The organism is Streptomyces griseiscabiei (genome assembly GCF_020010925.1).
Classification (GTDB): domain Bacteria; phylum Actinomycetota; class Actinomycetes; order Streptomycetales; family Streptomycetaceae; genus Streptomyces; species Streptomyces griseiscabiei.
In genome coordinates, this window is the sequence record NZ_JAGJBZ010000001.1 from 3102135 (window position 1) to 3123601 (window position 21467).

20 protein-coding genes are annotated in these 21467 nt (G+C 71.5%); 7 read left to right on the forward strand and 13 right to left on the reverse strand.

Going from position 1 to position 21467, the window contains the following annotated elements; genetic code table 11:
* Nucleotides 1–156 precede the first annotated feature (156 nt).
* Together J8M51_RS13485 and J8M51_RS13490 are read right to left on the reverse strand one after the other, a co-directional pair.
* Nucleotides 157–750 carry a TetR/AcrR family transcriptional regulator gene (locus tag J8M51_RS13485; protein WP_086762428.1) on the reverse strand — a complete coding sequence of 198 codons (594 nt, stop codon included), beginning with the start codon at nucleotides 748–750 and terminating at the stop codon, nucleotides 157–159.
* A 140-nt stretch (nucleotides 751–890) separates the two neighbouring features.
* Nucleotides 891–1655: an SDR family oxidoreductase gene (locus tag J8M51_RS13490; RefSeq protein WP_086762444.1), complete on the reverse strand. Its 765-nt coding sequence runs from the start codon at nucleotides 1653–1655 to the stop codon at nucleotides 891–893.
* 213 nt (nucleotides 1656–1868) lie between these two features.
* Between J8M51_RS13490 and J8M51_RS13495 the strand changes: the two genes are divergently transcribed.
* Both J8M51_RS13495 and J8M51_RS13500 read left to right on the forward strand, forming a co-directional pair.
* Entirely contained in the window at nucleotides 1869–3122 is a 1254-nt protein-coding gene (locus tag J8M51_RS13495) for an exo-beta-N-acetylmuramidase NamZ family protein (RefSeq protein ID WP_086762442.1), read from the forward strand.
* Nucleotides 3123–3239: 117 nt separating this feature from the next.
* Nucleotides 3240–4559 (forward strand): serine-threonine protein kinase, encoded by a 1320-nt coding sequence (locus J8M51_RS13500; protein ID WP_086762426.1) that lies wholly within the window; start codon nucleotides 3240–3242, stop codon nucleotides 4557–4559.
* A gap of 54 nt (nucleotides 4560–4613) precedes the next feature.
* Here the strand turns inward: J8M51_RS13500 and J8M51_RS13505 are convergent, their stop codons facing one another.
* On the reverse strand, nucleotides 4614–7427 hold the full coding sequence (locus J8M51_RS13505; RefSeq protein WP_086762424.1) for a penicillin acylase family protein: 2814 nt from the start codon (nucleotides 7425–7427) through the stop codon (nucleotides 4614–4616).
* 345 nt (nucleotides 7428–7772) lie between these two features.
* Here J8M51_RS13505 and J8M51_RS13510 point away from each other — a divergent pair, with 345 nt between their 5' ends.
* Nucleotides 7773–8375: a hypothetical protein gene (locus J8M51_RS13510; protein ID WP_086762422.1), complete on the forward strand. Its 603-nt coding sequence runs from the start codon at nucleotides 7773–7775 to the stop codon at nucleotides 8373–8375.
* A gap of 106 nt (nucleotides 8376–8481) precedes the next feature.
* On the opposite strand, the gene J8M51_RS13515 is transcribed toward J8M51_RS13510, so the two are convergent.
* Nucleotides 8482–9003: a hypothetical protein gene (locus tag J8M51_RS13515; RefSeq protein WP_086762420.1), complete on the reverse strand. Its 522-nt coding sequence runs from the start codon at nucleotides 9001–9003 to the stop codon at nucleotides 8482–8484.
* A 317-nt stretch (nucleotides 9004–9320) separates the two neighbouring features.
* Between J8M51_RS13515 and J8M51_RS13520 the strand changes: the two genes are divergently transcribed.
* Nucleotides 9321–10397: an RNA ligase (ATP) gene (locus J8M51_RS13520; RefSeq protein WP_216590321.1), complete on the forward strand. Its 1077-nt coding sequence runs from the start codon at nucleotides 9321–9323 to the stop codon at nucleotides 10395–10397.
* Between the two features lie 109 nt (nucleotides 10398–10506).
* On the opposite strand, the gene soxR is transcribed toward J8M51_RS13520, so the two are convergent.
* Entirely contained in the window at nucleotides 10507–10992 is a 486-nt protein-coding gene (gene soxR, locus J8M51_RS13525; protein WP_086763491.1) for a redox-sensitive transcriptional activator SoxR, read from the reverse strand.
* A gap of 121 nt (nucleotides 10993–11113) precedes the next feature.
* On the opposite strand from soxR, the gene J8M51_RS13530 reads away from it, so the two are divergent.
* The gene (locus J8M51_RS13530; protein ID WP_086763493.1) at nucleotides 11114–11575 is read left to right on the forward strand and encodes a MaoC family dehydratase; all 462 of its coding nucleotides are present in this window, start codon (nucleotides 11114–11116) and stop codon (nucleotides 11573–11575) included.
* A 54-nt stretch (nucleotides 11576–11629) separates the two neighbouring features.
* Here J8M51_RS13530 and J8M51_RS13535 read toward each other — a convergent pair whose 3' ends face one another.
* The 5 genes from J8M51_RS13535 to J8M51_RS13555 all read right to left on the reverse strand — a co-directional run bounded on the left by J8M51_RS13535 (nucleotide 11630) and on the right by J8M51_RS13555 (nucleotide 15494).
* Nucleotides 11630–12334 carry a polysaccharide deacetylase family protein gene (locus tag J8M51_RS13535; RefSeq protein ID WP_086763495.1) on the reverse strand — a complete coding sequence of 235 codons (705 nt, stop codon included), beginning with the start codon at nucleotides 12332–12334 and terminating at the stop codon, nucleotides 11630–11632.
* Nucleotides 12331–13035 (reverse strand): glycoside hydrolase family 11 protein, encoded by a 705-nt coding sequence (locus tag J8M51_RS13540; RefSeq protein ID WP_086763497.1) that lies wholly within the window; start codon nucleotides 13033–13035, stop codon nucleotides 12331–12333. Before J8M51_RS13540 ends, J8M51_RS13535 begins: the two co-directional genes overlap by 4 nt.
* A 207-nt stretch (nucleotides 13036–13242) precedes the next feature.
* The gene (locus J8M51_RS13545) at nucleotides 13243–13869 is read right to left on the reverse strand and encodes a TetR/AcrR family transcriptional regulator (protein ID WP_086763499.1); all 627 of its coding nucleotides are present in this window, start codon (nucleotides 13867–13869) and stop codon (nucleotides 13243–13245) included.
* 105 nt (nucleotides 13870–13974) lie between these two features.
* A complete protein-coding gene (locus tag J8M51_RS13550) occupies nucleotides 13975–14262 on the reverse strand; it encodes a YiaA/YiaB family inner membrane protein (protein WP_086763501.1) in 288 nt (95 codons plus the stop codon).
* Nucleotides 14263–14342: 80 nt separating this feature from the next.
* Nucleotides 14343–15494, reverse strand: coding sequence for an acyl-CoA dehydrogenase family protein (locus J8M51_RS13555; protein ID WP_086763503.1), 1152 nt, complete (start codon nucleotides 15492–15494; stop codon nucleotides 14343–14345).
* 93 nt (nucleotides 15495–15587) lie between these two features.
* Here J8M51_RS13555 and J8M51_RS13560 point away from each other — a divergent pair, with 93 nt between their 5' ends.
* Together J8M51_RS13560 and J8M51_RS13565 are read left to right on the forward strand one after the other, a co-directional pair.
* Nucleotides 15588–16235 carry a TetR/AcrR family transcriptional regulator gene (locus tag J8M51_RS13560; RefSeq protein WP_086763505.1) on the forward strand — a complete coding sequence of 216 codons (648 nt, stop codon included), beginning with the start codon at nucleotides 15588–15590 and terminating at the stop codon, nucleotides 16233–16235.
* Between the two features lie 56 nt (nucleotides 16236–16291).
* Nucleotides 16292–17281: a DMT family transporter gene (locus J8M51_RS13565; RefSeq protein ID WP_086763507.1), complete on the forward strand. Its 990-nt coding sequence runs from the start codon at nucleotides 16292–16294 to the stop codon at nucleotides 17279–17281.
* A 57-nt stretch (nucleotides 17282–17338) separates the two neighbouring features.
* Here the strand turns inward: J8M51_RS13565 and J8M51_RS13570 are convergent, their stop codons facing one another.
* The 3 genes from J8M51_RS13570 to J8M51_RS13580 form a co-directional block, all read right to left on the reverse strand.
* On the reverse strand, nucleotides 17339–18664 hold the full coding sequence (locus J8M51_RS13570; protein WP_267299187.1) for an MFS transporter: 1326 nt from the start codon (nucleotides 18662–18664) through the stop codon (nucleotides 17339–17341).
* Between the two features lie 203 nt (nucleotides 18665–18867).
* On the reverse strand, nucleotides 18868–19953 hold the full coding sequence (locus tag J8M51_RS13575) for a Zn-dependent alcohol dehydrogenase (protein WP_086761871.1): 1086 nt from the start codon (nucleotides 19951–19953) through the stop codon (nucleotides 18868–18870).
* A gap of 32 nt (nucleotides 19954–19985) precedes the next feature.
* The gene (locus J8M51_RS13580; protein ID WP_086761873.1) at nucleotides 19986–21374 is read right to left on the reverse strand and encodes an aldehyde dehydrogenase family protein; all 1389 of its coding nucleotides are present in this window, start codon (nucleotides 21372–21374) and stop codon (nucleotides 19986–19988) included.
* Between the last annotated feature and the right edge of the window lie 93 nt (nucleotides 21375–21467).

The window sequence follows — 21467 nt, forward strand, 5'->3', positions numbered from 1 at the left end:
TGGTTGCTCGCGCAGTTCCCCGCGCCCCTTAAGGGCCTACGGCCCTTTCGGGCCGAAAAGCACGGGGCGCAGCCCCTGCTTTTCAGGGGCGCGGGGAACTGCGCGAGAAGCCCCACCGGACCCGCACCCGACAACGCACCCCCGTTCGGCGGAGCCCTACGGCCGCAGCGCTCGCAGCAGCAGGTCGGCCAGGTGGTCCGCGACCTCCTGGGGGCTCATGGGGCCGTCGGGGCGGTACCACGTCGACAGGTGGTGGACCGAGCCGAAGTGGTAGTCGACGACGAGGTCCGCGGGGGTGGCCCTGGAGAAGACGCCCGTCTCCTGCCCCTCCTCCACGAGCGCCCGGAAGCGCTCGTGATACCGGCGGCGCTCCGCGCGGACCTGCTTGTTCTTCTCGGGGCTCAAGTGGTGCATGGACCGGAAGAAGATCATCGCGTCGTCGAGGTTGTCGATCGTGGTCACGACGACATCCGCGGCGGCCCCCCGCAGCCGCTCCTCCACCGGCGCGTCGGCCCCCGCGAACGCGTCCAGCCGCTCCTGCTGGATCCGCAGCACGCGCGCGTACACCTCGTGCAGCAGATCGTCCTTGGAACCGAAGTAGTGGTACAGCGCGCCCTTGGTGACACCGGCCGCCTCGACGATCTCCTGCACGGAGGTGCGGTCGTAGCCCCGCTCGGCGAAGAGCCGGGTGGCGGCGGCCAGCAGCCGCTGCGGGACGGGCGTACCGTCTCCGTCCGTGGTCCTGGGCACTGCCGCCACCTGCCTTCCGAGGTTCTGTTGTCGCCTTCTGGTCGCCCGCCGGCCGCCGATCGGTTCCCGATCGGGCGGAATCGGGCGCTCCCGCCGGAGGATCATCCCACTCCCCGGCATTCGTCCGCCGGGCAGGGCGGTCAGCCGGCCGACTCCCACTTCTGCTGGATGTGGTTCATGTTCGTCAGCCAGCGGTCCGGGTCGGCGGCCCTGGCCTGGTAGTACCCGGCCACCTCGGGGTGCGGCAGGATCAGGAAGCGGTCCTTCTCGATGCCCTCGAAGAGCGCGTCGGCCACGTCCTCGGGCTCGATCGCGGTCGGCGCGAGCACCAGGTCGCCCGCGCTGCCGGAGGCGGTCAGCATGTCGGTGCGCACGCCCTGCGGGCAGATCGCGTGCACCTTGACGCCCCGGTGCCGGTAGGTGAGGGACAGCCACTCGGCGAAGGCGTACGCCCCGTGCTTGGTGACGCTGTAGGGCGCGGCGCCGATCATCGTCAGCAGCCCGGCCGCCGAGACGGTCGACACGAAACGCCCGCTGCCGCGCTCCAGCCACGCCGGGAGCAGTGCGTGGGCCGCCCGGACGTGCGCCATCACATTGACGTCCCAGGCGAGCGCCCACACCTTCTCGTCGGCCGCCTCGGTCCCGCCGGAGGCCAGCCCGGCGTTCGCGCAGTACACGTCCACGGTGCCACCGAGCGCGTCGCGTGCCGCCGGGACGATCGCCGAGGCGTCCCCGGACACCGCGATCCCGCCGATCTCGTCGGCCACGGCCTTCGCCCGGTCGGCGTCGAGGTCGTTCACGACGACCCGGGCGCCCGCCGCAGCGAACCGCCGCGCCAACGCGGCCCCGATCCCCCCACCGGCCCCGGTCACGACCACACCCGCACCCTGCACGGCTCCCACGATCGGTCTCCTCACGACGCGACACAACGACAACGACCACCAAGAGGCTCAGACTAACCGGTCGGTATGTCCCAGAGAAAGGGTGCCGCCACCCCGCCCCAAAGGGGCGCGGGGAACTGCGCGACCAGCCACACGCGACCCGCAGACTACAAACCACCTGCGGAAGCGCTTAGCTTGCACATAGCACCGCTCCCCGCGATGACGGAGGTCACCCCCATGCACCTCTCCCGCCGCACCTTCCTCGCCGCCTCCACGGCAGCCACCGCCTCGACGGCGGCCACCGCCGGCCTCACCACCGCACCCCCCGCCGAGGCAGCCCGCCCAGGGCTCCGCACCGGCTTCGAGCGCCTGGCCGGGGACGGCTACAAGCTCCTCGGCGGCCAGAAGGTCGGCATCGTCACCAACCCGACCGGCGTCACCCGCGACGCCCGGCACATCGTCGACGTGATGCACGCGGACGACCGGGTGGACCTGAGGGCCGTCTTCGGCCCGGAGCACGGCTTTCGCGGCACCGCCCAGGCCGGCGGCTCGGAGGGCCGGCACGACGACCCGGCGACCGGGCTGCCCGTGTACGACACGTACCAGAAGAGCGGCCGGCCCCTCGCGGACATCTTCACCGCCTCAGGCGTGGACACCGTCGTCTTCGACATCCAGGACGTGGGCGCCCGCTTCTACACGTACATCTGGACGCTGTACGACTGCATGGAGGCGGCCCAGCTGGCCGGGAAGGGCTTCGTCGTACTGGACCGGCCCAACCCGGTGACCGGACGCGGCGCCCAGGGGCCGGTCCTGCACAAGGAGTTCGCGACCTTCGTCGGGCGGCAGCCCGTCGCGCAGGCGCACGGGATGACGGTGGCGGAGCTGGCGCGGCTGTTCAACGGGGAGTTCCTCACCACGCCCGTACCGCTGCGGACCGTGCTGATGTCGGGGTGGAGGCGGTCGCGGTTCTACGACTCCTCGGGGCTGCCCTGGGTGCCGCCGAGCCCCAACATGCCGACGCCGGACACCGCGCTCGTGTACGCGGGGACGTGTCTCTTCGAGGGGACGAACCTGTCGGAGGGGCGGGGCACCACTCGGCCGTTCGAACTGCTGGGAGCGGAGGGTGTCGACCGGCGGTGGGCGGCGGCGGCGAACGAACTCGGGCTGCCCGGTGTGCGGTTCAGGGAGGCGTACTTCGCGCCGACGTTCTCCAAGTTCCAGGGGAAGACCATCGGGGGCGTACAGCTCCATGTCCACGACCGGGTGGCGTTCGACCCGGTGCGTACCGGCATCGGGCTGCTGGTGACCGCGAAGCGGGTGTGGAGCGGCTTCGCCTGGCGTGCCGACCACTGGATCGACAGGCTGACCGGTTCGGCCCGGGTACGGACGATGATCGACGCGGGGGCGGACACGGACGAGGTCGTGGCGGGCTGGCAGGAGGAACTGGCGGCGTTCCGCAGGGTGCGCGAGGAGTATCTGCTGTACCGGTAGCCGGTCGTCGGCGGCCCGGGGCCCGGACTGGCCCGTACGTGACGTATGGCCATCTTTCGCCGTTGGCAGGACCATGCGCCTGAGCGCACCACCAACGGGGGCCGAAGGGGGCTCGTCATGGCGGATCCGGGAATGAGCGTGACTCCCTACTGGGAACTGACCTTCGACGCGGACGGGGACGTGGACGGCGGTCAGCGGGACCGGCTGCTCGGCGGGGTCGGCAAGCGCGGGGTGGCGGATCTGGTCGTGTTCGCGCACGGCTGGAACAGCGACCGGTCCGGGGCGACCGGGCTCTACAGCCGCTTCTTCGCCCCGTTCCCGGCGCTGGCACCGCAGGCGAGGCTGGGGTACGTGGGTGTGCTGTGGCCCTCGATGCGGTTCTCGGACGAGCCGATCCCGGACTTCAAGCCGGTCCCGGCCGTGGCGCCGAGCCGTCTCGCCCTGGACAAGAACACCCGGCACGGCCTCCTGGAGGTCTTCCCCGGACGAGCCGTCGTCGTCGAGCAGTTGGCCCGGCTGCTGGAGCAACGGCCGGACGACGGACCCGCGTTGGAGGAGTTCGGGCGGCTCGTACGGCTGCTGGTGGAGGTGGAGCCGCAGGGGCCGCAGGGCGCGTTCACGGCGGACACCCTGACGGCGGGGGTGCCGGAGGGTACGCCCGGGATGCTGTGCGGGGACGCGGTGACGGTGTGTACGGACTTCGCGGCGGCGCTGGCGGAGGTGGGGACGACCGAGGTGCCGACCGGGGCCGCCGTCACCCCTCCCCAGGCCTGGGACGGCGCCCATGAACTCCTGCGGCAGGCCACGTACTTCGCGATGAAGCGGCGGGCGGGGACGGTCGGCGAGCGGGGACTCGGGCGGCTGCTCGGGCAGCTCGCGGAGCGGGCGCCGAAGGTACGGGTCCACCTCGTGGGACACAGCTTCGGGGCGCGGCTCGTGTCGTTCGCGCTGCGCGGGCTGCCCGAAGGGGTGCGTACGGTGAAGTCGGTGACGCTCCTTCAGGCCGCCTTCTCCCACTACGCGTTCGCGGCCCGGCTGCCCCACGACAGCAGGGCGAGCGGAGTGCTGAACGGCCAGCAGAAGCGGATCGACGGCCCGTTGGTGTGCTGCCACTCCAAGCACGACTCGGCGCTCGGCACGATCTACCCGCTGGCCTCCCGGATGGCGGGCGACGCGCGGACGGTGCTGGGGCTGAGCGTGAACAGCCTGCTGGGCGCGAAATGGGGCGCCCTCGGCTACAGCGGTGTCCAGGCGGTCAGGGGCACCCGGTCGTTCAAGCTGGCCGACGCCCTCAAGGCCCAGCTGCCGACGGCGGGTTGTGTGAACGTCGACGCCTCGGCGGTGGTGAAGCGGGGCGGCGCGCCCTCCGGCGCCCACAGCGACATCTGCCACCGGGAGCTGGCCCGGGTGGTGCTGGCGGCGGGCCGGATCGTCTGATCCCGGCCCGCCGCCGGCACGTGCGCGCCGGGACCTACCGGCGTCCGTGGGCGCTCACCTGTGCGAGGGGAACTCCACGACCTGCTGGTAGGTCGGCCGGTTCTGCCAGCTGATCTTGTTGTGCTTGATGCCGCCGAGGGGCTGCTGGATGATCGAGTCGGCGCACCACTGGTCGCCCGCCGAGCAGAACGCGTCGCCGGGGTAGACCTGTGCGGCGGTCTTGCCCGCCGCCGCCTTGAGGGTGTCGATCAGGAGGGTGCGACAGGCGCCGAGGCTGCCGCCGCCGCAGTACTCGTTCGCGAGCGGACCCTGCACCGGGTCGCCCAGCACCGAGCGGATGTCCTTGTCGACATAGCTCCACCAGCCGTACTGGAAGGAGCTGCCGGCGTGGGAGCCGGTCGGGCCGTGCGCGGCCGACGGGGACTCGTCGATGGGCAGGTTGGCGGTGATGGCGGTGTACAGGTCGGTGCCGAGGCCGGGTTCGAACTGGGCCTTCACCAGCAGCGGCCACCAGGCGTCCAGGATGCGGATGGCCTCGGCGTGGGCGTAGGTCTTGGAGCCGGCCGAGGTCTCGGTGCGTTTGGAGCCGGAGGTGACCCAGGCCTGGAGCTTGGCGACCGCCGCGGCGGCCGCGGAGTCCGTGACCGCGCTGCTGTTGACGACCCTGAGCAGGTCCGGGACGACGTCCTCGGCCCGCAGGTCGGCGAGGCCCGCCTCGGCCATCGCCTTGGTGAGCGTGGCACGGGTGACACCGCCGACGGCGACCAGCATCTTCACCCGGTCGTCGAGGAGGTCGCCGCGGTGCACGGAGCCGTTGCCCCAGGGGGCGGTGGTGTAGTCGGCGGCCTGCTTGTTGTTCCAGGAGATGTAGTAGTCCTGGTCGACGGAGTTGGGGTGGGCGGAGGGCGGGGTGTAGTCGGCGGTGTTGGTGGCGGGGTTCCAGTTCCGCCACTCGTTGGCCGCCTGCGCCCAGGCCGGGAACTCCGGGTCGACGTGCGCGGCGCGCACCGGGTTGTCACCGCTGTTGTAGTACGCGGTGTGGGTGGAGTCGGCGTAGAACCAGTTGAAGGTGTAGTTGATGTTCTGGACGGCCTTCTGGAAGGTCTCCGGGCCCTTGACGTAGTCCGGGTCGTTCAGCATCTGGAAGCCGATGATCGACTCGGCCTCGTTCAGGTAGGAGGAGCGCAGGGTGGTGTAGGCGACCTTCTTGCCGCCGACCGTGGCGCGGTGGGTGACGGGGCCGTACTTGGTGCGCCAGACCTGCATCCGGTACGAGCCGGCCGGGGTGGAGTCGGCGGTGGTGGGCTTCCAGGCGTTGGTCTGCTCGATCTTCTCCATGGCCGTGCAGGTGCCGTGGTAGAGGTAGTGGACGTCGTCCTGGCACAGCTCGACCGCGTACGAGTCGATGATGTCCTGGCCGGAGGTGGTGGCGCTCCAGGCGTAGTCCTGGCCCCGGCCGAGTTCGACGTACATGCTCAGGCCCGCGAAGGAGGCGCCGCGGGCGCTGATGCCCGGCCCCTGGATCTCCTGGAGCATCAGCAGCTGCGGGGCGAAGTAGCCGGTCTGCGGGCCGAAGACGGCGACGGGGCGGCCGCTCGCGGTGTGCTTGCCGCTGACCACGAGGGCGTTGGACATGCCGCGCCGGGCCGAGCTGAGGGCGCTGTCGGTGGCCTCGGAGGAGACGTTCGTGGAGGCGGCGCCGGCCGCGCTGCCGGTGCGGTCGTACACGAGGGGTTCCTCGGCGACCGTGCCGTCGTCGGGGAGGGCCATGCCCTCGGGGTTCGCGGGCTTGGTGGCGTAGGGGAAGCTGCCGTCGTGGACGGTGAGGGCGGCCTCGGGGTCGTTGCGCTCGCGGAAGGACTCCCAGACCTTGGTGCCCTCGGTGACGCCGTACTTCTCCTGGGCGGCCAGCAGGGACAGGGCGTTGTTGACCTCGCCGCCGCCGCCGGAGCCGAAGAGGGCGCCGATGACGGAGGCCAGGGCGACCAGGTCGGTGGGCTTGAACTTCTCGATGGTGCCGGCGTTGGTGACGGAGTCCTTGTGGCCGGTCAGGACGTACTCGCCGGGGAAGTAGCGGCCGCTGTCGGAGGCGTCGATGTAGGCGTTGATCCCGGCGACGTACGCGTTGACGTCGGCGAGGGCGAGCTGGCCGCGCTCGCCGTTGGAGGCGACGGCCTTGTCGATCTGGGCCTGGAGGTCGGCCTCGGTGTAGGGGGCGTGGCGCCAGAACTCCTGCTCCAGGCCCTGGTTGGAGGGGGCGCCGCCGGCGAACGGGGTGAGCTTGCCGCGGCCGACGTGCCGGAAGACGTCCATCAGCCACAGCCGGTCCTGGGCGGCGGCGTAGCCCGCGCCGAACTCGGTGCCGTAGCGGGTGGTGCCCGTGATGTGCGGCACACCGGTCTTCTTGTCGCGGACGATCGTGACGTCGGTGCGGCCGGCCGGGTTCAGGGTGGAGGCGACCTGGCCGGCGGCGACGCCGAAGGAGGCGTCGTTGAAGAAGGTGTTGATGGTGGAGTTGGTGAGACCGGGGTAGCCGGTGGCCAGGTTGTTGTAGGGGCCGAGCTGGTTGCTCGCGTTCTCCGGCATGGAGCCGAAGGCCTGGTTGAGGAGGATCTGGGCGAGGGTGGCGTTGCCGTTCTGGCCGGGCGGCAGGATGTCGGAGCACTGTCCGCCGCAGTAGTCGGTCACCGCCGCGGCCTGCACCGCGTCGGTGTCGGCGGCCGCGGCCGGGGAAGCCGGGGAAAGAGGCGACAAAAGACCGGCAACGAGTGCGCATATGGAGGCGGCCTTGAGGAACTCCGGGAATCTACGGGGAGTTCTCAGTCTGTCCGGTGCGGTGCGTGAGGTGCGTGGGGTGCGCCAGGGCATGGCAGCTCCTCCCGAAGGGGGTGGGCCGGATGTTACCGCCGGTATCCCCGGCTTTGAAGATGAACATGCGTCACGTTTTTGGGATCACCGTCGACGGACAGGTGACCCACAGCGTGAACAGGTACTCAGAAGTAGTCGTAAGCCCAAGAAGAAGAAGTCCGAAGCAGTCAGGCGTAGGCAGACGTAGGCAGGAACGGTCCGTGAACGGCTCAGCAGACGACTTATGGAGGTCATCGGAAATCGGATGGAGCCGAATCGCGTGTCGATACGTCTATTCGGCGACGTCCCGACGACGACGCCGAAGTGACCGAAGTACAGGTGCAGGTGTGACGGAGGTGCAGGGCGATGGCGGGTTTCCGGAGTCTGGCAAGACAGGTGCGAGATCCCAGGTGCGACCTGGCACTGCGGCGTTATTCGCTGCGCAAGTGCCTTGAGAGGTTCGCCCCCTACGGGCATCGGGCGACATGGGACCACTTGTGCTCGCGGGCCGGGTTCGGCCCCGAGGACCGCAACCCCGACCCGGCGCGGCTCGTGGCCGCGCTGGAGGAGTTGGAAGAGGCCCGGTCCGTCTGGCTCGACTACGAGACACAGTTCGCGCAGCGCCGCAAGAAGGAGAAGTACGACGGGCTGCGCAGGCCGGGCAGTGTCGACGACTGGCACCGGCTGACCTGGGGCGGGTTCGGGGTCGCCTGGTGCGACGACCCGAAGGTCCATCCCCGGGAACCGATGGCGGAGGTGCTGCGCCGGCTCATCGCCGCGCTGGAGCGCGAACCGGGCTCGTGCTGCCCGGTGTGCGAGGGCGAGCGCCTCGTCTACATGTACGACCTGGCCCATGAACCGTCCTCGGGCCCGGTCTGCACGGAGTGCGGAATCGTGGTGCCGCGACCGGTGCTCACACCCGAGGCCCTGGCGGAGTCCAGGCGCGGACGGCTGCTGATCTCGGCGTAGCACGGCGGGGGTGCGCCGGGGATGCCGCACCCCCGTGTATGAGCGGACATGCATGCGCAGGAACGCGCGTGAGCAGGAACGCGCATGTGCAGGAACGGCGCGACGGCTACGGTTTCTTGACGTCCGTGTGGATGGCGAGCTTGAACTCGGCGAGGGTGAGCGTCGTGGCCCGCCTGGTGTCCCCCGACCCACGCGCGGATGTCTTCAGGCCGAGCGGCATGCCCTTGTGCACGAACATCTGCCACATGAAGGTGCGGTACTGACCACCCCGGGTCGGCGCGCTGTCCGTGGTGGCGGTCGAGTCGTACTTCTTCTTCGTCAGGCTCAGCGGGTCCCGTACGAAGCGGGCGCGGTACTCCAGCGTCTTCGGGTCCGCCTCCCAGAACACCATCGCCGAGAGCACGCCCCAGCCGTCGTGGCTGGGCCAGATCAGTCCGGAGCGCGGGTCGGGGAAGGCCGAGGCGGTGTCGCCGCCGTTCGCCGGGTCGTGCATGTTCCAGGGGTCGTACGCCTCCTCGGTCTTCTCGTACGGGAAGCGCACCAGGTGGTAGCCGTCCGAGTCGTAGGTGAGCCGCTGCGTCCCGGAGTGCGCCTTCTCCCATTTCAGCGAACAGATGACGACGCTCATCGGCGCCCCTTCCCTGCCGGGGGCGGGATCGTGCCACCCCTCCGTGTCCATGACACATTCTCGACGGGGGTGTTCGCTTCGCGGCAGGGGGTGGGGGGAGCGGTGCGTGGGCGGGTGCGGGTCCGGTGGGGCTTCTCGCGCGGTTCCCCGCGCCCCTGAAAAACAGGGGCTGCGCCCCGTGCTTCTCAGCCTGCCGCCCCTCGGCCGGGTCCAGGACCCTAGCAGGGGCGAAATCGGTCGCTCCACCCCTTTCCCGTCAGGACAGTTGGGGGCGATGACACAGCCCTGAGCCTGGCCGGAAACTGAGGAGTGCCCCGATGTCGACGCTGCGCGTCACCGCCGAAGTGCTGACGATCCACGACCACCCGAACGCCGACGCGCTCGAACTGGCCCAGGTGGGCCTGTACCGGGCCGTGGTGGCGAAGGGCGCGTTCCGCACCGGTGACACCGCCGTCTACATCCCCGAGCAGTCCGTGCTCCCGGCCGCGCTGATCGAGGAGCTGGGGCTGACCGGACGGCTCGCGGGCGGCAAGGCGGACCGGGTGAAGGCCGTACGGCTGCGCGGAGAGCTGTCCCAGGGCATCGTCTGCCGGCCCCGGGCCCTCACGGACGTGGACCTGACGGCCGCCGTCACCGACGGCACGGACTTCGCGGAGCGGCTCGGCATCGTCAAGTGGGTGCCGCCGATCCCGCCCACCATGAGCGGCGAGATCGAGTCGGCGCCGGAGCTGCTGCCCTGGGTCGACATCGAGAACATCCAGCGCTACCCGGACATCTTCACGCCCGGCGAGCGGATCGTCCTGACGGAGAAGCTGCACGGCACGGCCTGCCTGGTGACGTACTTCGCCGAGGACGGCCGCGTCCAGGTCTCCTCGAAGGGCTTCGGCTCGAAGTCCCTCGCTCTGAAGGAGGATCCGCGCAATCTGTACTGGCGGGCCGTCCACGGCCACCGGGTCACCGAGGCCGCGGCCCGGCTCGCCGAGCGGCTCGGCGCCCGCAGGGTCGGTGTCTTCGGCGAGGTGTACGGCGCCGGGGTGCAGGACCTGACGTACGGCGCCGACGGCCGGAGCGAGACGCTCGGGTACGCCGTGTTCGACGTCTCCGCCGAGATCGACGGCCGGGTCCGCTGGCTGGACCAGGCCGAGCTGACCGAACTGCTCGACGGCGAACTGCCGCTGGTACCCCGGCTGTACGAGGGCCCGTACGCCGTCGACCGGGTGCTGGAGGTGGCCACCGGCCGGGAGACGGTCTCCGGCCGCGATCTGCATCTGCGTGAGGGGGTAGTGATCCGGCCGGCCACCGAGCGGTACAGCCCGGTGACCGGTGGACGCGCGGTGGCCAAGGCGGTCAGCCCGGCGTATCTGACCCGCAAGGGCGGCACGGAGTACGAGTGAGGCCCGGGAGCCCGGGAGCCGCTCACGGCAGCTCCCGGGCTCCTTCTCCTGCCGTCCCCTCTCCTGCCGTTCCTCTCCTGCCGCTCCCGCTCTGCTACCGCTCCCTCTCCTACCGCCCCTTCTCCTGTACGGCCGGCCTCCGGCGCTCGACCAGGAGGCGGGAGCCGCTCTGCCGTTCGCCGAAGGCGTCGTCGGGGTTGGAGAGCACACAGGTGGCGAGGGAGAGGCAGCCGCAGCCGATGCAGTCGGTGAGGTGGTCGCGCAGCCGGTTGAGCTGCTTGATCCGCTCGTCCAGTTCGGAGCGCCAGACCTCGGAGAGGTGGGCCCAGTCCTCACGGGTCGGCGTCCGCTCCTCGGGCAGCTCGGCGAGGGCCTCGCGGATCGTGGCGAGCGGGATGCCGACGCGCTGCGCGGCCCGTACGAACGCGACGCGCCGCAGGGTGTCCCGGCTGTAGCGGCGTTGGTTGCCCGTGGTGCGGCGGCTGCTGATCAGCCCCTTGGACTCGTAGAAGTGCAGCGCGGAGACGGCGGCACCGCTACGGGCCGACAGCTGGCCGACGGTCAACTCGTGGATCTTCTCAGGGATCTGGGGCACCCCTCCGAGACTACCCACACCCGAGGGGGGCGCGGTCCGTTGACAGGGACCTCTCGGCCGACCATGCTAAGCAGTTGCTTAGGTATATGGGTCAGACATCTGGGTTCAGGGAGGCCGGGACATGGCAGAGCCGAGGATCTTCACGTCCGCCGAGGAGCTGAAGGCGGCGGTGGGCGAGCAGCTGGGGTACAGCGACTGGCTGGAGGTGGACCAGAAGCGGATCGATCTCTTCGCCGAGGCCACCGGTGACCACCAGTGGATCCATGTGGACCCGGAGAAGGCGGCGGCCGGGCCCTTCGGCACGACCATCGCCCACGGCTATCTGACCCTGTCCCTGCTGCCGCTGTTCGTGCCGCAGGTGCTGAAGGTCGACAACGTGAAGATGGGTGTCAACTACGGCACCAACAAGGTGCGTTTCCCCGGACCGGTCCCGGTGGGCTCGCGTCTGCGGGCCACCGCCACACTCCAGGAGGTCGCCGAGGCGGGCGGCGGGGTGCAGGTCACGGCGGCCGTGGTGGTGGAGCGCGAGGGCGCCGACAAGCCGGTCTGCGTGGCGGAGTCGGTGTCGCGGTACTACTTCTGAGGGCCGAACGACCGGTGGTGCGGTGGGAGGCCCCCTCGCACCACCGGTGAGGCGCTATCCGGGCGCTACGGCCCGGCCGGTCTGCGGCGAGATCATGCCGGCGCACAGACCGCGACCGGCCAGCCCCTGCGCGATGCGCGGGATCGCCGCGAGGGTGTTGGCGGACCAGTCGTGCATGAGGATGACCTGGCCCGCCGTGAGCCGGGCCGCCGCCCGCACGATCGCGTCCGTGCCGGCGCCGTTCCAGTCCTCGGAGTCGACCTGCCAGAGGACCTCGGTCAGGCCGTACCGGGACGCGACCGCCTTCACCGTCGCGTTGGTCTCGCCGTACGGCGGCCGGAACAGCTTCGGGGTGCCGCCGCCCGCACCCGCGATCGCCGTCTGGGTCCGGGAGATCTCCGAGTCGATCTGCGCCTGGCCCAGCTGGGTCAGATGCGGGTGGGTGTAGCTGTGGTTGGCCACCCACATCCCGGCGGTGACCTGGGCCCGTACCTGGTCGGGGCGGGCGGCGGCGTACTGGCCCTGGTTGAACATGGTGGCCCGCAGCCCGTTGCCGCGGAGTGCGCCGAGCAGGGCCGGGGTGTTCCCGGACGGGCCGTCGTCGAACGTGAGCCCGACATAGCCGGTGCAGGCGGCTGCCCGCGCCGGGGCGGCCCCGGCGGTCGTGAGCGCGAGCGGCGCGATGCTCGCCAGGACCGCCGCGACGACGGCCGACCGTCTGCCGGGAAGCCGGGGCGAGCGGCGCGCTCCGGTGCTCACGCGGCCACCGTGATGGTGGAGTTGCCGCTGCTCCGGTATCCCTCGGTGGCCATGATCATGTAGTACCTGAAGCTGCCGAGGGGCATTCCGGCGCGGGCCCACGCGTCGAAGTGGTTGCCGGTGGTGATGCTGCCGCCGGTGCGCTTCGACTGACGGACGCTCCAGTACTGGTCGAAGGTGCGGATGCCCTCGACGGAGGGGGCGTTGTACCGCGTGGTCCGGTAGATGTCGTACGTGCCGCCGTCGCTGGTGACCGTGCCCTTGTACGTTCCCGTGGGCCGGTAGGTGCCCCAGCTGTCGACGATGTAGTACTCGACGAGCGGACCGGCCGTCCAGCCGTAGAGCGTCAGATAGGCGTTGCCGGACGGGTTGAAGCTGCCCGAGTAGCGCACGGTCCGGCGGGAGCCGTTGCTCCAGCCCTTGCCGGCGACGAAGTTCCCGGTGTTGCTCCAGGAGGTCCGGTAGTTGCCACCGGAGGAGAGGGTCATGGAGACCGTGCCCGGGGCGTCGGTCCAGAACGAGTAGTAGAAGCCGTTGTCGGTGCCGGTCTTGTTGGAGGTGACGACCGTGTCCGCCCGGGCGGTGCCGGGCAGGGCCAGCGTCGTCGCGGCGGCCAGCGCGGTCGCGCCGAGGCCGCCCAGGAAGAGCCTGCGGCTCGGGGGCGGGGTGGGAGTGGCTGAGGGTGCGGGTGCGTCGTTCATGTGCGCGCGTCCTCCTCGGGGCTCGTGGGGGTTCGCCCTGTCACCCGGGGAGTGTTGGCCTGCCCCTGCCAACTGTCAATGCTTTCGGCATTGATCCCGAAACATTCGCGGGTCACACCAGCGAAGACGCGCCAAGACCGTCAGAAGGGGGGTCGGACGGACGTCAGGACTCTTCGAATGTTTCGAAGAGGCGCCCGATCGCCCGCGTCACTTCTTCGCGCCCACCATGCGCAGCACGAGATCGGCGTACAGGGCGCCCACCTCGTCGGGGGTGCGCGATCCGTTGACGTTGAACCAGCGGGCCACGTCGATGCAGAGCGAGAGGACGGCGACGGTGGTGCCGCGGACGTCGGGGACGTCGAAGTCGCCGGAGGCGACACCGTCCTCGATGATGCCGCGCACGGCCGCGTCGTTCTCGCGGCGGAGGGTGACGATCTCGGCGCGGGCGTCGGGGCCGAGGGCGTCCAGCTCGTACTGGACGACACGGGCGACGGTGTGCTGACCGGCGTGCCAGCGGACGAAGGACCGTACGGCCTCGGCGAGCCGGTCGGCCGGGCCGCCCTCGGACTGCGCCGCCGTGCGCAGCACGTCGAGGGCCTTCTCGTGGCCGATGCGGCTGATCCGGTGGAGCAGCTCTTCCTTCGTCTTGTAGTGGATGTACAGCGCGGCGGGGCTCATCCCCGCGCGGCCCGCGATGTCACGGGTCGTCGTCGCGTGGTAGCCGCGCTCGGCGAAGGCCTCCACGGCGGCCACCAGCAGCCGCCGGGCCGCGTCCGGGTTGACCTCGCCCCAAGGCTGGGGCTCGTCGCCCGCCGTGTCCTCCGCCGTACTCATCGCTCGTTCGCCCCTTCCGATGGCTGGGCACCACCATACCGCCGAAGGGTGAGCGAGCGCTTAGAAGGCCCGTTCAGCGCGGGCGACGCCGGGGCGGTGCCGCGCTCAGAGCTTCTCGAAGGGGTCGTGTTCCGCGAGGAGTTTCTCCAGTCTGGCCTGGTCGACCCGGCTGACGATCCGCCCGGCCTCCTGCCGGTCGCGGATGACCTTGGCCAGGGTGAAGGACGAGGTCACGAGGTAGAGGACCGCGACGGCCAGGAAGGCGCGGACCCAGGCATCGGCGTCGAGGTTGTAGATGCCGACGGTGGTGGCCGCCATGGCGACGGCGAAGGAGGCGACGGCCTGACCGTAGAAGGCCGCCGTGTTCTGCTGCTTGACCGGTGTCTCACTCATGGGGACATGGTCCGGCGGGTGTGGCACGGCCCACATCCGTGCGGATACTCAGATCGGCGCACGGCGCGGGCCCTGCCTACTCAGAACGCCGAAACCCCGGTCAGCGCCCGCCCGATGAGCAGTTTCTGTATCTGGCTGGTGCCCTCGTAGAGGGTCATCACCCGGGCGTCGCGCAGGAGCTTGCCGGCCGGGTACTCGTCGATGTAGCCGTAGCCGCCGAAGACCTGGAGGGCGTTGTTCGCGGCGCGGACCGCCGCCTCGGAGGCGAAGAGCTTGGCCTTGCTCGCCTCGGTGGCGAAGGGCCGCCCCCGGTCGACGAGGTCGGCGACGCGCCAGGTCAGCAGGCGGGCCGCGTCGACGTCCACCGCGATGTCGCTCAGGAGTTCCTGGACGAGCTGGTGATGGGCGATGGCCCTGCCGAACTGCTCGCGCTCGCCCGCGTAGCGCACCGCCACGTCCAGCGCGGCCTGGGCGATGCCGACACAGCCGGCGGCGACCGACATCCGGCCCTTGGCGAGCGCGGACATGGCGACGGTGAAGCCCTTGCCCTCGGGGCCGAGCAGCGCGGAGGCGGGGACGCGGACCTCGTCGAGGACCAGCTCGGCGGTGGCCTGGCCGCGCAGACCGAGCTTGCCGTGCAGGGCGCGGCGGGTCAGGCCGGGGGTGTCGGTGGGGACGAGGAAGGCGGAGACGCCCTTGTGGCCGGGGGCGTCGGTGGAGCGGGCGAAGAGGAGGACGACGTCCGCCCAGGTGCCGTTGGTGATGAACATCTTGGTGCCACTGATGACGAAGTCGCCGCCGTCGCGGACCGCCCGGGTGGTGAGTTCGCCGGCGTCGGAGCCGGTGCCCGGTTCGGTGAGGCCGAAGCAGCCGACGTACTCCCCCGCCGTGAGCCCCGGCAGCCAGCGGCGCTTGTGCTCCTCGTCGCCCCAGGCCGCGATCGTCTTCGCGACCAGGCCGAGGGAGACGGAGACGATGCCGCGCACGGAGGAGTCGCCCCGGCCGAGCTCCTCGGTGACCAGGCAGTACGCGAGATGGTCGCCGCCGGAGCCGCCGTACTCCTCGTCGACGGTGAGCCCGAGGAAGCCGACCTCGCCGAGCTTCTTCACGATGCCCCGGTCGACGCTCTCGGCGCGGTCCCAGGCGACGACGTGCGGGGTGATCTCCCGCTCCACGAAGTCCCTCGCGAGCCGGCGTACGGCGGTCTGCTCCTCGCTCGGCTCCAGGTTCATGCCACCCCGCCCTTCGGCCGGTGCCCTGCGGACCGGCGGATCACCCTTAAATTACCACTGCTAGTTTTATGGTGCAGCCCTACTATGTGCGCCATGGCCCGACCGCGCAAGCCCCTGCTGAGCACCGACCGCATCGTGGAGACGGCGCGGGCCCTGGTCGACTCGGAGGGGCTGGCGGCGGTCTCCACGCGACGGCTCGCCGCCGAGCTGGGGGTCAGCGGGCCCTCCCTCTACAACCACTTCCGGACCATGGACCAGATCCTGGAGGCGGTCGCCGACTCGGTGAGCGCGCAGGTCGATCTCTCGATGTTCGAGGACGGTCGGGACTGGCGGACCGCGCTGCACGACTGGGCGGTCTCCTACCGGGCCGCCCTGCGCGACCACCCGAACATCGTGCCCGTCCTCGCCCGGGGGCCCGGACGCCGGCCCGCCGGTCTGAAGGTCGCCGACGTCGTGTTCGGGGCGATGGTCGCGGCCGGCTGGCCGGCGGCACAGGCCACCTCCATCGGGGCGTTGCTGCGGTACTTCATCATGGGCTCCGCGATCGGGTCGTTCGCCGGGGGCTTCGTGGACGACGAGAGCGCGTACGACCCGGCCGACTATCCCCATCTCGGGCAGGCCCATCTGCTGGCCGAACAGCAGGAGAAGGTGGACGAGCGGGCGTTCGAGGTGGGGCTGCGGGCACTGCTGGACGGGTTGGAGCGGCAGTACGAGGAGGTCGTACGGCCACCCGGTGCCTGAGGTGGGCGTCCGAAAACCGCGAGCCCTCGCGCGCTCCCCCGCCTAGCCTCGACCCCATGACTGACGACTCCCGGGCCGCGCCCACCCGCAAGGTAGAGCTGCTCGCGGCGGGGGCGGCCGCCGTCACCGTCGTGCTGTGGGCGTCGGCGTTCGTGTCGATCCGCAGTGCCGGGGAGGCGTACTCGCCGGGCGCGCTGGCGCTCGGGCGGCTGCTGGCCGGGGCGGTGGCGCTGGGGGCGATCTGGCTGTGGCGCCGGGAGGGACTGCCGCCGAGGGCCGCGTGGCGGGGCATCGCGGTGTCCGGGGTGCTGTGGTTCGGCTTCTACATGGTCGCCCTGAACTGGGGCGAGCAGCAGGTGGACGCGGGCACGGCGGCGCTGGTGGTGAACATCGGGCCGATCCTCATCGCCCTGCTCGGCGCCCGGCTGCTGGGCGACGCGATGCCGCCCCGGCTGCTCGCGGGCATGGCGGTGTCGTTCGCGGGCGCGGTCGCCGTGGGGCTGTCGATGTCCGGCGAGGGGGGCGCCTCGGTGCTGGGCGTCGTCCTGTGCGTGCTCGCGGCCTTCGGGTACGCGGCCGGGGTCGTCGCGCAGAAGCCCGCGCTGGGCTCGGCGAGCCCGCTCCAGGTGACGACCTTCGGCTGTCTCGTGGGCGCGGTGGTGTGTCTGCCGTTCGCCGGGCAGCTGTGGCGGGAGGCGGCGGACGCGCCGGCCTCGGCGACGCTCAACATGGTGTATCTGGGCGTGTTCCCGACCGCCCTCGCCTTCACCACCTGGGCCTACGCCCTCGCCCGGACCACCGCGAGCCGGATGGGCGCGACCACGTACGCCGTGCCCGCGCTGGTCGTGCTGATGTCCTGGCTGGCGCTGGGCGAGGTGCCGGGGGCGCTCACGCTGGCCGGTGGCGCGCTGTGTCTGGCGGGGGTGGCCGTGTCCCGCTCCCGGGCGCGTACCCGGGAGGCGGTGCCGGGCGCCGGGGCCGAGGACGGCGTCGCGGCCCCGGAGACCCTTCCGGAACCGCGACCCGGACAGCGCGCGCAGAGCTAGCGCCGCGACAGGCAACGGACGCCGCTCCTTGACGGGCAAACGTTGCCTGCCGCGGCACTAGCCGTCCTCTCCTGAACCCGCCCTCCCCGCGAGGATCTTGATCGAGATCAGGGCGATCACCGAGAGCCCGATGATGTACGCCGACACGGACAGGGACGTCCCGGTGGTCTCCAGCAGCAGGACCATCAGGAACGGGGCGAGGCCGCCGCCGAACACCGCCGCGATCTGGTAGCCGAGGGAGGCGCCGGTGTAGCGCATCTCGGGGGTGAACAGTTCGGCGAACAGGGCGGCCTGAGGCCCGTACATGATGCTGAGGAAGCAGCCCGCGACGAAGGTGCTGACCGCGAGCCAGAGCAGGGAGCCGGTGTCGATGAGCAGGAACATCGGGACGGCCCACAGGGCGATACCGGCCGCGCCGAACGCGTAGATCCGGATCCGGCCGACGCGGTCGGAGAGGGCCGCGGCGGCGGGGATCAGCACCAGCTGGGTGAGGCTGACGCACAGGGAGACGGCGAGGACCGAGCCGCGCTTCATGTCGAGTTCGCGGGTGGTGTAGTCGAGGACGCCGGTGATGAGGATGTAGAAGGTCGCGGTGTTCACGGCGAAGGAGCCGCCGGCCAGGAAGACCGTGCCGAGATGGCCCCGCATGATCGTCCTGAGCGGGGAACTCTTCTCACCGCTCTCCTTCTCCGCCAACTCCCTCTCCGCCGCCCGGAATTCGGGGGTCTCCTCGACATGGCGGTGGATGTACCAGGCGAGGCCGAGGACGAACAGGCCGACCAGGAACGGCACCCGCCAGCCCCAGGCGGAGAACGCCGAGTCATCGGTGGCGGCGCCCACGACGAGGAACATCGTGTTGGCGCTCACCACGCCGATGGGCACACCGAGCTGGACGAAGCTGCCGTAGACCCCGCGCTTGCCCTCGGGGGCGTACTCGGTGGCCAGCAGCATCGCGCCGCCCCACTGGGCGCCGACGGCGATGCCCTGGGCGACGCGGAGAAGGACTAGCAGGATCGGAGCGGCGATCCCGATGGTCTCGTAGGTGGGGAGCAGGCCGATGCCGGTGGTGGCGAGGCCCATCAGGGTGAGGGCCAGGACCAGCATCGGCTTGCGGCCCCGCTTGTCGCCGAGGTGTCCGGCGACGATGCCGCCGAGGGGGCGGGCGAGGAAGCCGACGGCGAAGGTGGCGAACGCGGCGAGGACTCCCGCGGAGGAGCTGCCGGCCGGGAAGTACAGGTCGCCCAGCACGAGGGCGGCGGCTATGCCGAAGACGAAGTAGTCGTACCACTCGACCGCCGAGGCGAGGGCCGCGGCGGTGGCCACCTTGCGGTGGCTCTGGGGGCGGGCGGGGGTGACGGGGGTGGAGACGGGAGCGGTGTCCATGCGAGCACACTCCGGGGGACGGGGACGTTCCGGGGAACGTACTGACCGGACGGTATGGAGGTCAACGGTCGTGCGCCGGTTGCTTCGCCGGATGGGGGTGCGTTCTTCGGGTGCGGGTCCGGTGGGGCTTGTCGCGCGGTTCCCCGCGCCCCTGAGAGGCAGGGGCTGCGCCCCTGCCTCTCGTCCGTCGTGCGCGTCCGGGGCTAGAACGTCACCAGCGCCCGGCCGCCCTTCCCCGCCCGCATGTTGTCGAAGGCCACCGGGATGTCGTCCAGGGCGATGCGGTCGGTCACCAGGGTGGAGAGGTCCAGGCGGCCGGCGCGGATGTGGTCGGCGAGGACCGGGACGTCGCGGGCCGGGTCGGAGTTGCCGTAGACGCAGCCGGAGAGGGTGCGGCCCCAGTGGAAGATCTCCAGCGCGTTGAAGGTGACCTGCTGGTCCTTGCCGCCGATGCCGACGACGGTGGTGCGGCCCCCGCGCCGGGTCGACTCCCAGGCCGTACGGATGGTGACCGCGCGGCCGACGCACTCCACGGCCACGTCCACGCCCTGCTTGCCGGTGAGCGCGCGGATCTCGCGGGCGGTGTCCTCGGAGGCGACGACGTACTCCGTGGCGCCCGCCACCCGCGCCAGCTCCTCCTTCGCCGGGGAGACGTCCACCGCGACGATCCGGGACGCGCCCGCGATCCGCGCCGCCTGCAGCGCGGCCAGCCCCACGCCGCCCACCCCGAACACGGCGACGGTCTCGCCCTGCCGGACCCGGGCCGCGTGGTGGACCGCGCCGTAGCCGGTGAGGACGGCGCAGCCGAGCAGCGCCGCGTCGGTGAGCGGGACGCCGTCGGGGGCGGGGAGCACGCACCCGGCGGCCACGACGGTCTCCTCCGCGAAGGCGGCCACGTTGAGACCGGGGTGGAGGTCGGTGCCGTCGGAGGCGCGGCGGGCGTACACGTTCCCGGCGCCGACGAGCGCGTTCGCGCACAGCCACACCTCGCCGAGCGAGCAGGCGTGACACCTCCCGCAGGAGGGCGCCCAGTTGAGGACCACACCGTCGCCGGGGGCGACATGGGCGACGCCGTCGCCGACCGCGAGGACGGTGCCCGCGCCCTCGTGGCCGAGCACGGCGGGCACCGGCACCCGCATGGTGCCGTCGGACAGCGACAGGTCGGAGTGGCAGACCCCGGCGGCGGCGAGCCGCACCCGGACCTGGCCGGGCCCGGGGTCCGGCAGCTCGATCCCGGTGATCTCCAGCGGGGCTCCGACGGCGGGCAGGACGGCGGCTCGAACGGCCATGGTGCGACTCTCCTCGGATGCGCTCGGACCGGTCAGAACTGGAGGGACTTGGTCTGCAGATACTCCGTCAGGCCGTGCGCGCCGAGTTCGCGCCCCACTCCCGACTGCTTGTAACCGCCGAACGGGGCCAGCGGGTTGAAGCGTCCGCCGTTGATGTCGACCTGTCCGGTGTCCATCCGGCGGGCGAAGGCCACGGCCTCGCTCTCGTCACCGGCCCAGACCGCGCCGGCCAGCCCGTAGACGGTGCCGTTGGCGATGCGCAGAGCGTCGTCCTCGTCCTCGTAGCGGAGGATCGACAGGACCGGGCCGAAGATCTCCTCCTGGGCGATCGTCATCTCGGGGGTCACGTCGGCGAAGACCGTGGGGCTGACGAAGTAGCCCTGCTCGCGCGGGGGTTCGGCGCCGCCCGCCACCAGGCGGGCCCCCTCGGCGACCCCCTGCTCGATGTAACCCCGCACCCGCGCCCACTGCTTGGCGTTGACCAGCGGGCCGATGCGGTCGCCGTACTTCGCGGCGGCCTGCGCGGCCAGCTCGACGGCCTCCTCGTACCGGGAGGCGTGGACGAGCATCCGGGTCCAGGCGCTGCACGTCTGGCCGGAGTTGGACATGACGTTGGCGACGCCGACGCTCACCGCCCTGGCGAGGTCGGCGCTCGGGAGGATGACGTTGGCGGACTTGCCGCCGAGTTCCAGGGCGACCTTCTTGACCGCGGCCCCGGCGGTCGCGGCGATCCGCCGGCCCACCGCCGTGGAGCCGGTGAAGGAGACCAGGTCGACGCCCTCGTGCTCGGCGAGCGCCTGTCCGGCGACCGGGCCGAGGCCGGTGACGAGGTTGAACACCCCGGCGGGCACGCCCGCCTCGTGGACGGCCTCGGCGAAGAGCCGGGCGACGAGCGGGGTGTCCTCGGCGGGCTTGAGGACGACCGTGCAGCCGGCGGCGAGGGCCGGGGCGACCTTGGCGACGATCTGGTGCAGCGGGTAGTTCCAGGGGGTGATCGCGCCGACGACGCCGATGGGCTCGTGGTGGACGGTCGAGTTGCCGACCCGCTCCTCGAAGGCGTGCTTCGCGGCCAGGTCGGCGTACGACCCGGCGACCGCGACCGGCAGGTCCGCGTGCACCTTCTGGGAGAACGGCAGCGGTGAGCCCAGCTCCGCGGTCACCGTCGCGGCGATCTCCTCCCGGCGCGCGGCGAGCACGTCGCGCAGGGCGCCGATCAGCGCGCCCCGTTCGGCGGGCGGGGTCGCGGCCCAGCCGGGCAGGGCGGCACGGGCCGCGCGGACGGCGGCGTCGACGTCCTCGGCGGTGCCCGCCGGGACCCGGGCGATCACCTGCTCGTCGGCCGGGTTCACGACCTCGATGGTGTCGGTCCCGGCGGCGGGCCGCCAGCTGCCGCCGATGTACATGCCGTCGTGTGCCTTCATCCTGCTGCCTCCCGGGCGGGCGTGGTCGTCCGCCCCAAAAACTAGCCCTGATAGTTTTCCGGCACCAGAGCATCGGGGAGTGAGGCAGGACTC

Excerpts from the sequence above, each read along its gene's own strand:
- J8M51_RS13580 (WP_086761873.1), bottom strand. The coding sequence starts at position 21,374 with ATGAAGGCACACGACGGCATGTACATCGGCGGCAGCTGGCGGCCCGCC.
- J8M51_RS13560 (WP_086763505.1), top strand. The coding sequence starts at position 15,588 with ATGGCCCGACCGCGCAAGCCCCTGCTGAGCACCGACCGCATCGTGGAG.
- J8M51_RS13550 (WP_086763501.1), bottom strand. The coding sequence starts at position 14,262 with ATGAGTGAGACACCGGTCAAGCAGCAGAACACGGCGGCCTTCTACGGT.
- J8M51_RS13515 (WP_086762420.1), bottom strand. The coding sequence starts at position 9,003 with ATGAGCGTCGTCATCTGTTCGCTGAAATGGGAGAAGGCGCACTCCGGG.
- J8M51_RS13520 (WP_216590321.1), top strand. The coding sequence starts at position 9,321 with ATGTCGACGCTGCGCGTCACCGCCGAAGTGCTGACGATCCACGACCAC.
- J8M51_RS13540 (WP_086763497.1), bottom strand. The coding sequence starts at position 13,035 with ATGAACGACGCACCCGCACCCTCAGCCACTCCCACCCCGCCCCCGAGC.
- J8M51_RS13570 (WP_267299187.1), bottom strand. The coding sequence starts at position 18,664 with ATGGACACCGCTCCCGTCTCCACCCCCGTCACCCCCGCCCGCCCCCAG.
- J8M51_RS13555 (WP_086763503.1), bottom strand. The coding sequence starts at position 15,494 with ATGAACCTGGAGCCGAGCGAGGAGCAGACCGCCGTACGCCGGCTCGCG.
- J8M51_RS13500 (WP_086762426.1), top strand. The coding sequence starts at position 3,240 with ATGGCGGATCCGGGAATGAGCGTGACTCCCTACTGGGAACTGACCTTC.
- J8M51_RS13575 (WP_086761871.1), bottom strand. The coding sequence starts at position 19,953 with ATGGCCGTTCGAGCCGCCGTCCTGCCCGCCGTCGGAGCCCCGCTGGAG.
- J8M51_RS13565 (WP_086763507.1), top strand. The coding sequence starts at position 16,292 with ATGACTGACGACTCCCGGGCCGCGCCCACCCGCAAGGTAGAGCTGCTC.
- J8M51_RS13530 (WP_086763493.1), top strand. The coding sequence starts at position 11,114 with ATGGCAGAGCCGAGGATCTTCACGTCCGCCGAGGAGCTGAAGGCGGCG.
- J8M51_RS13505 (WP_086762424.1), bottom strand. The coding sequence starts at position 7,427 with ATGCCCTGGCGCACCCCACGCACCTCACGCACCGCACCGGACAGACTG.
- J8M51_RS13545 (WP_086763499.1), bottom strand. The coding sequence starts at position 13,869 with ATGAGTACGGCGGAGGACACGGCGGGCGACGAGCCCCAGCCTTGGGGC.
- J8M51_RS13510 (WP_086762422.1), top strand. The coding sequence starts at position 7,773 with ATGGCGGGTTTCCGGAGTCTGGCAAGACAGGTGCGAGATCCCAGGTGC.
- J8M51_RS13495 (WP_086762442.1), top strand. The coding sequence starts at position 1,869 with ATGCACCTCTCCCGCCGCACCTTCCTCGCCGCCTCCACGGCAGCCACC.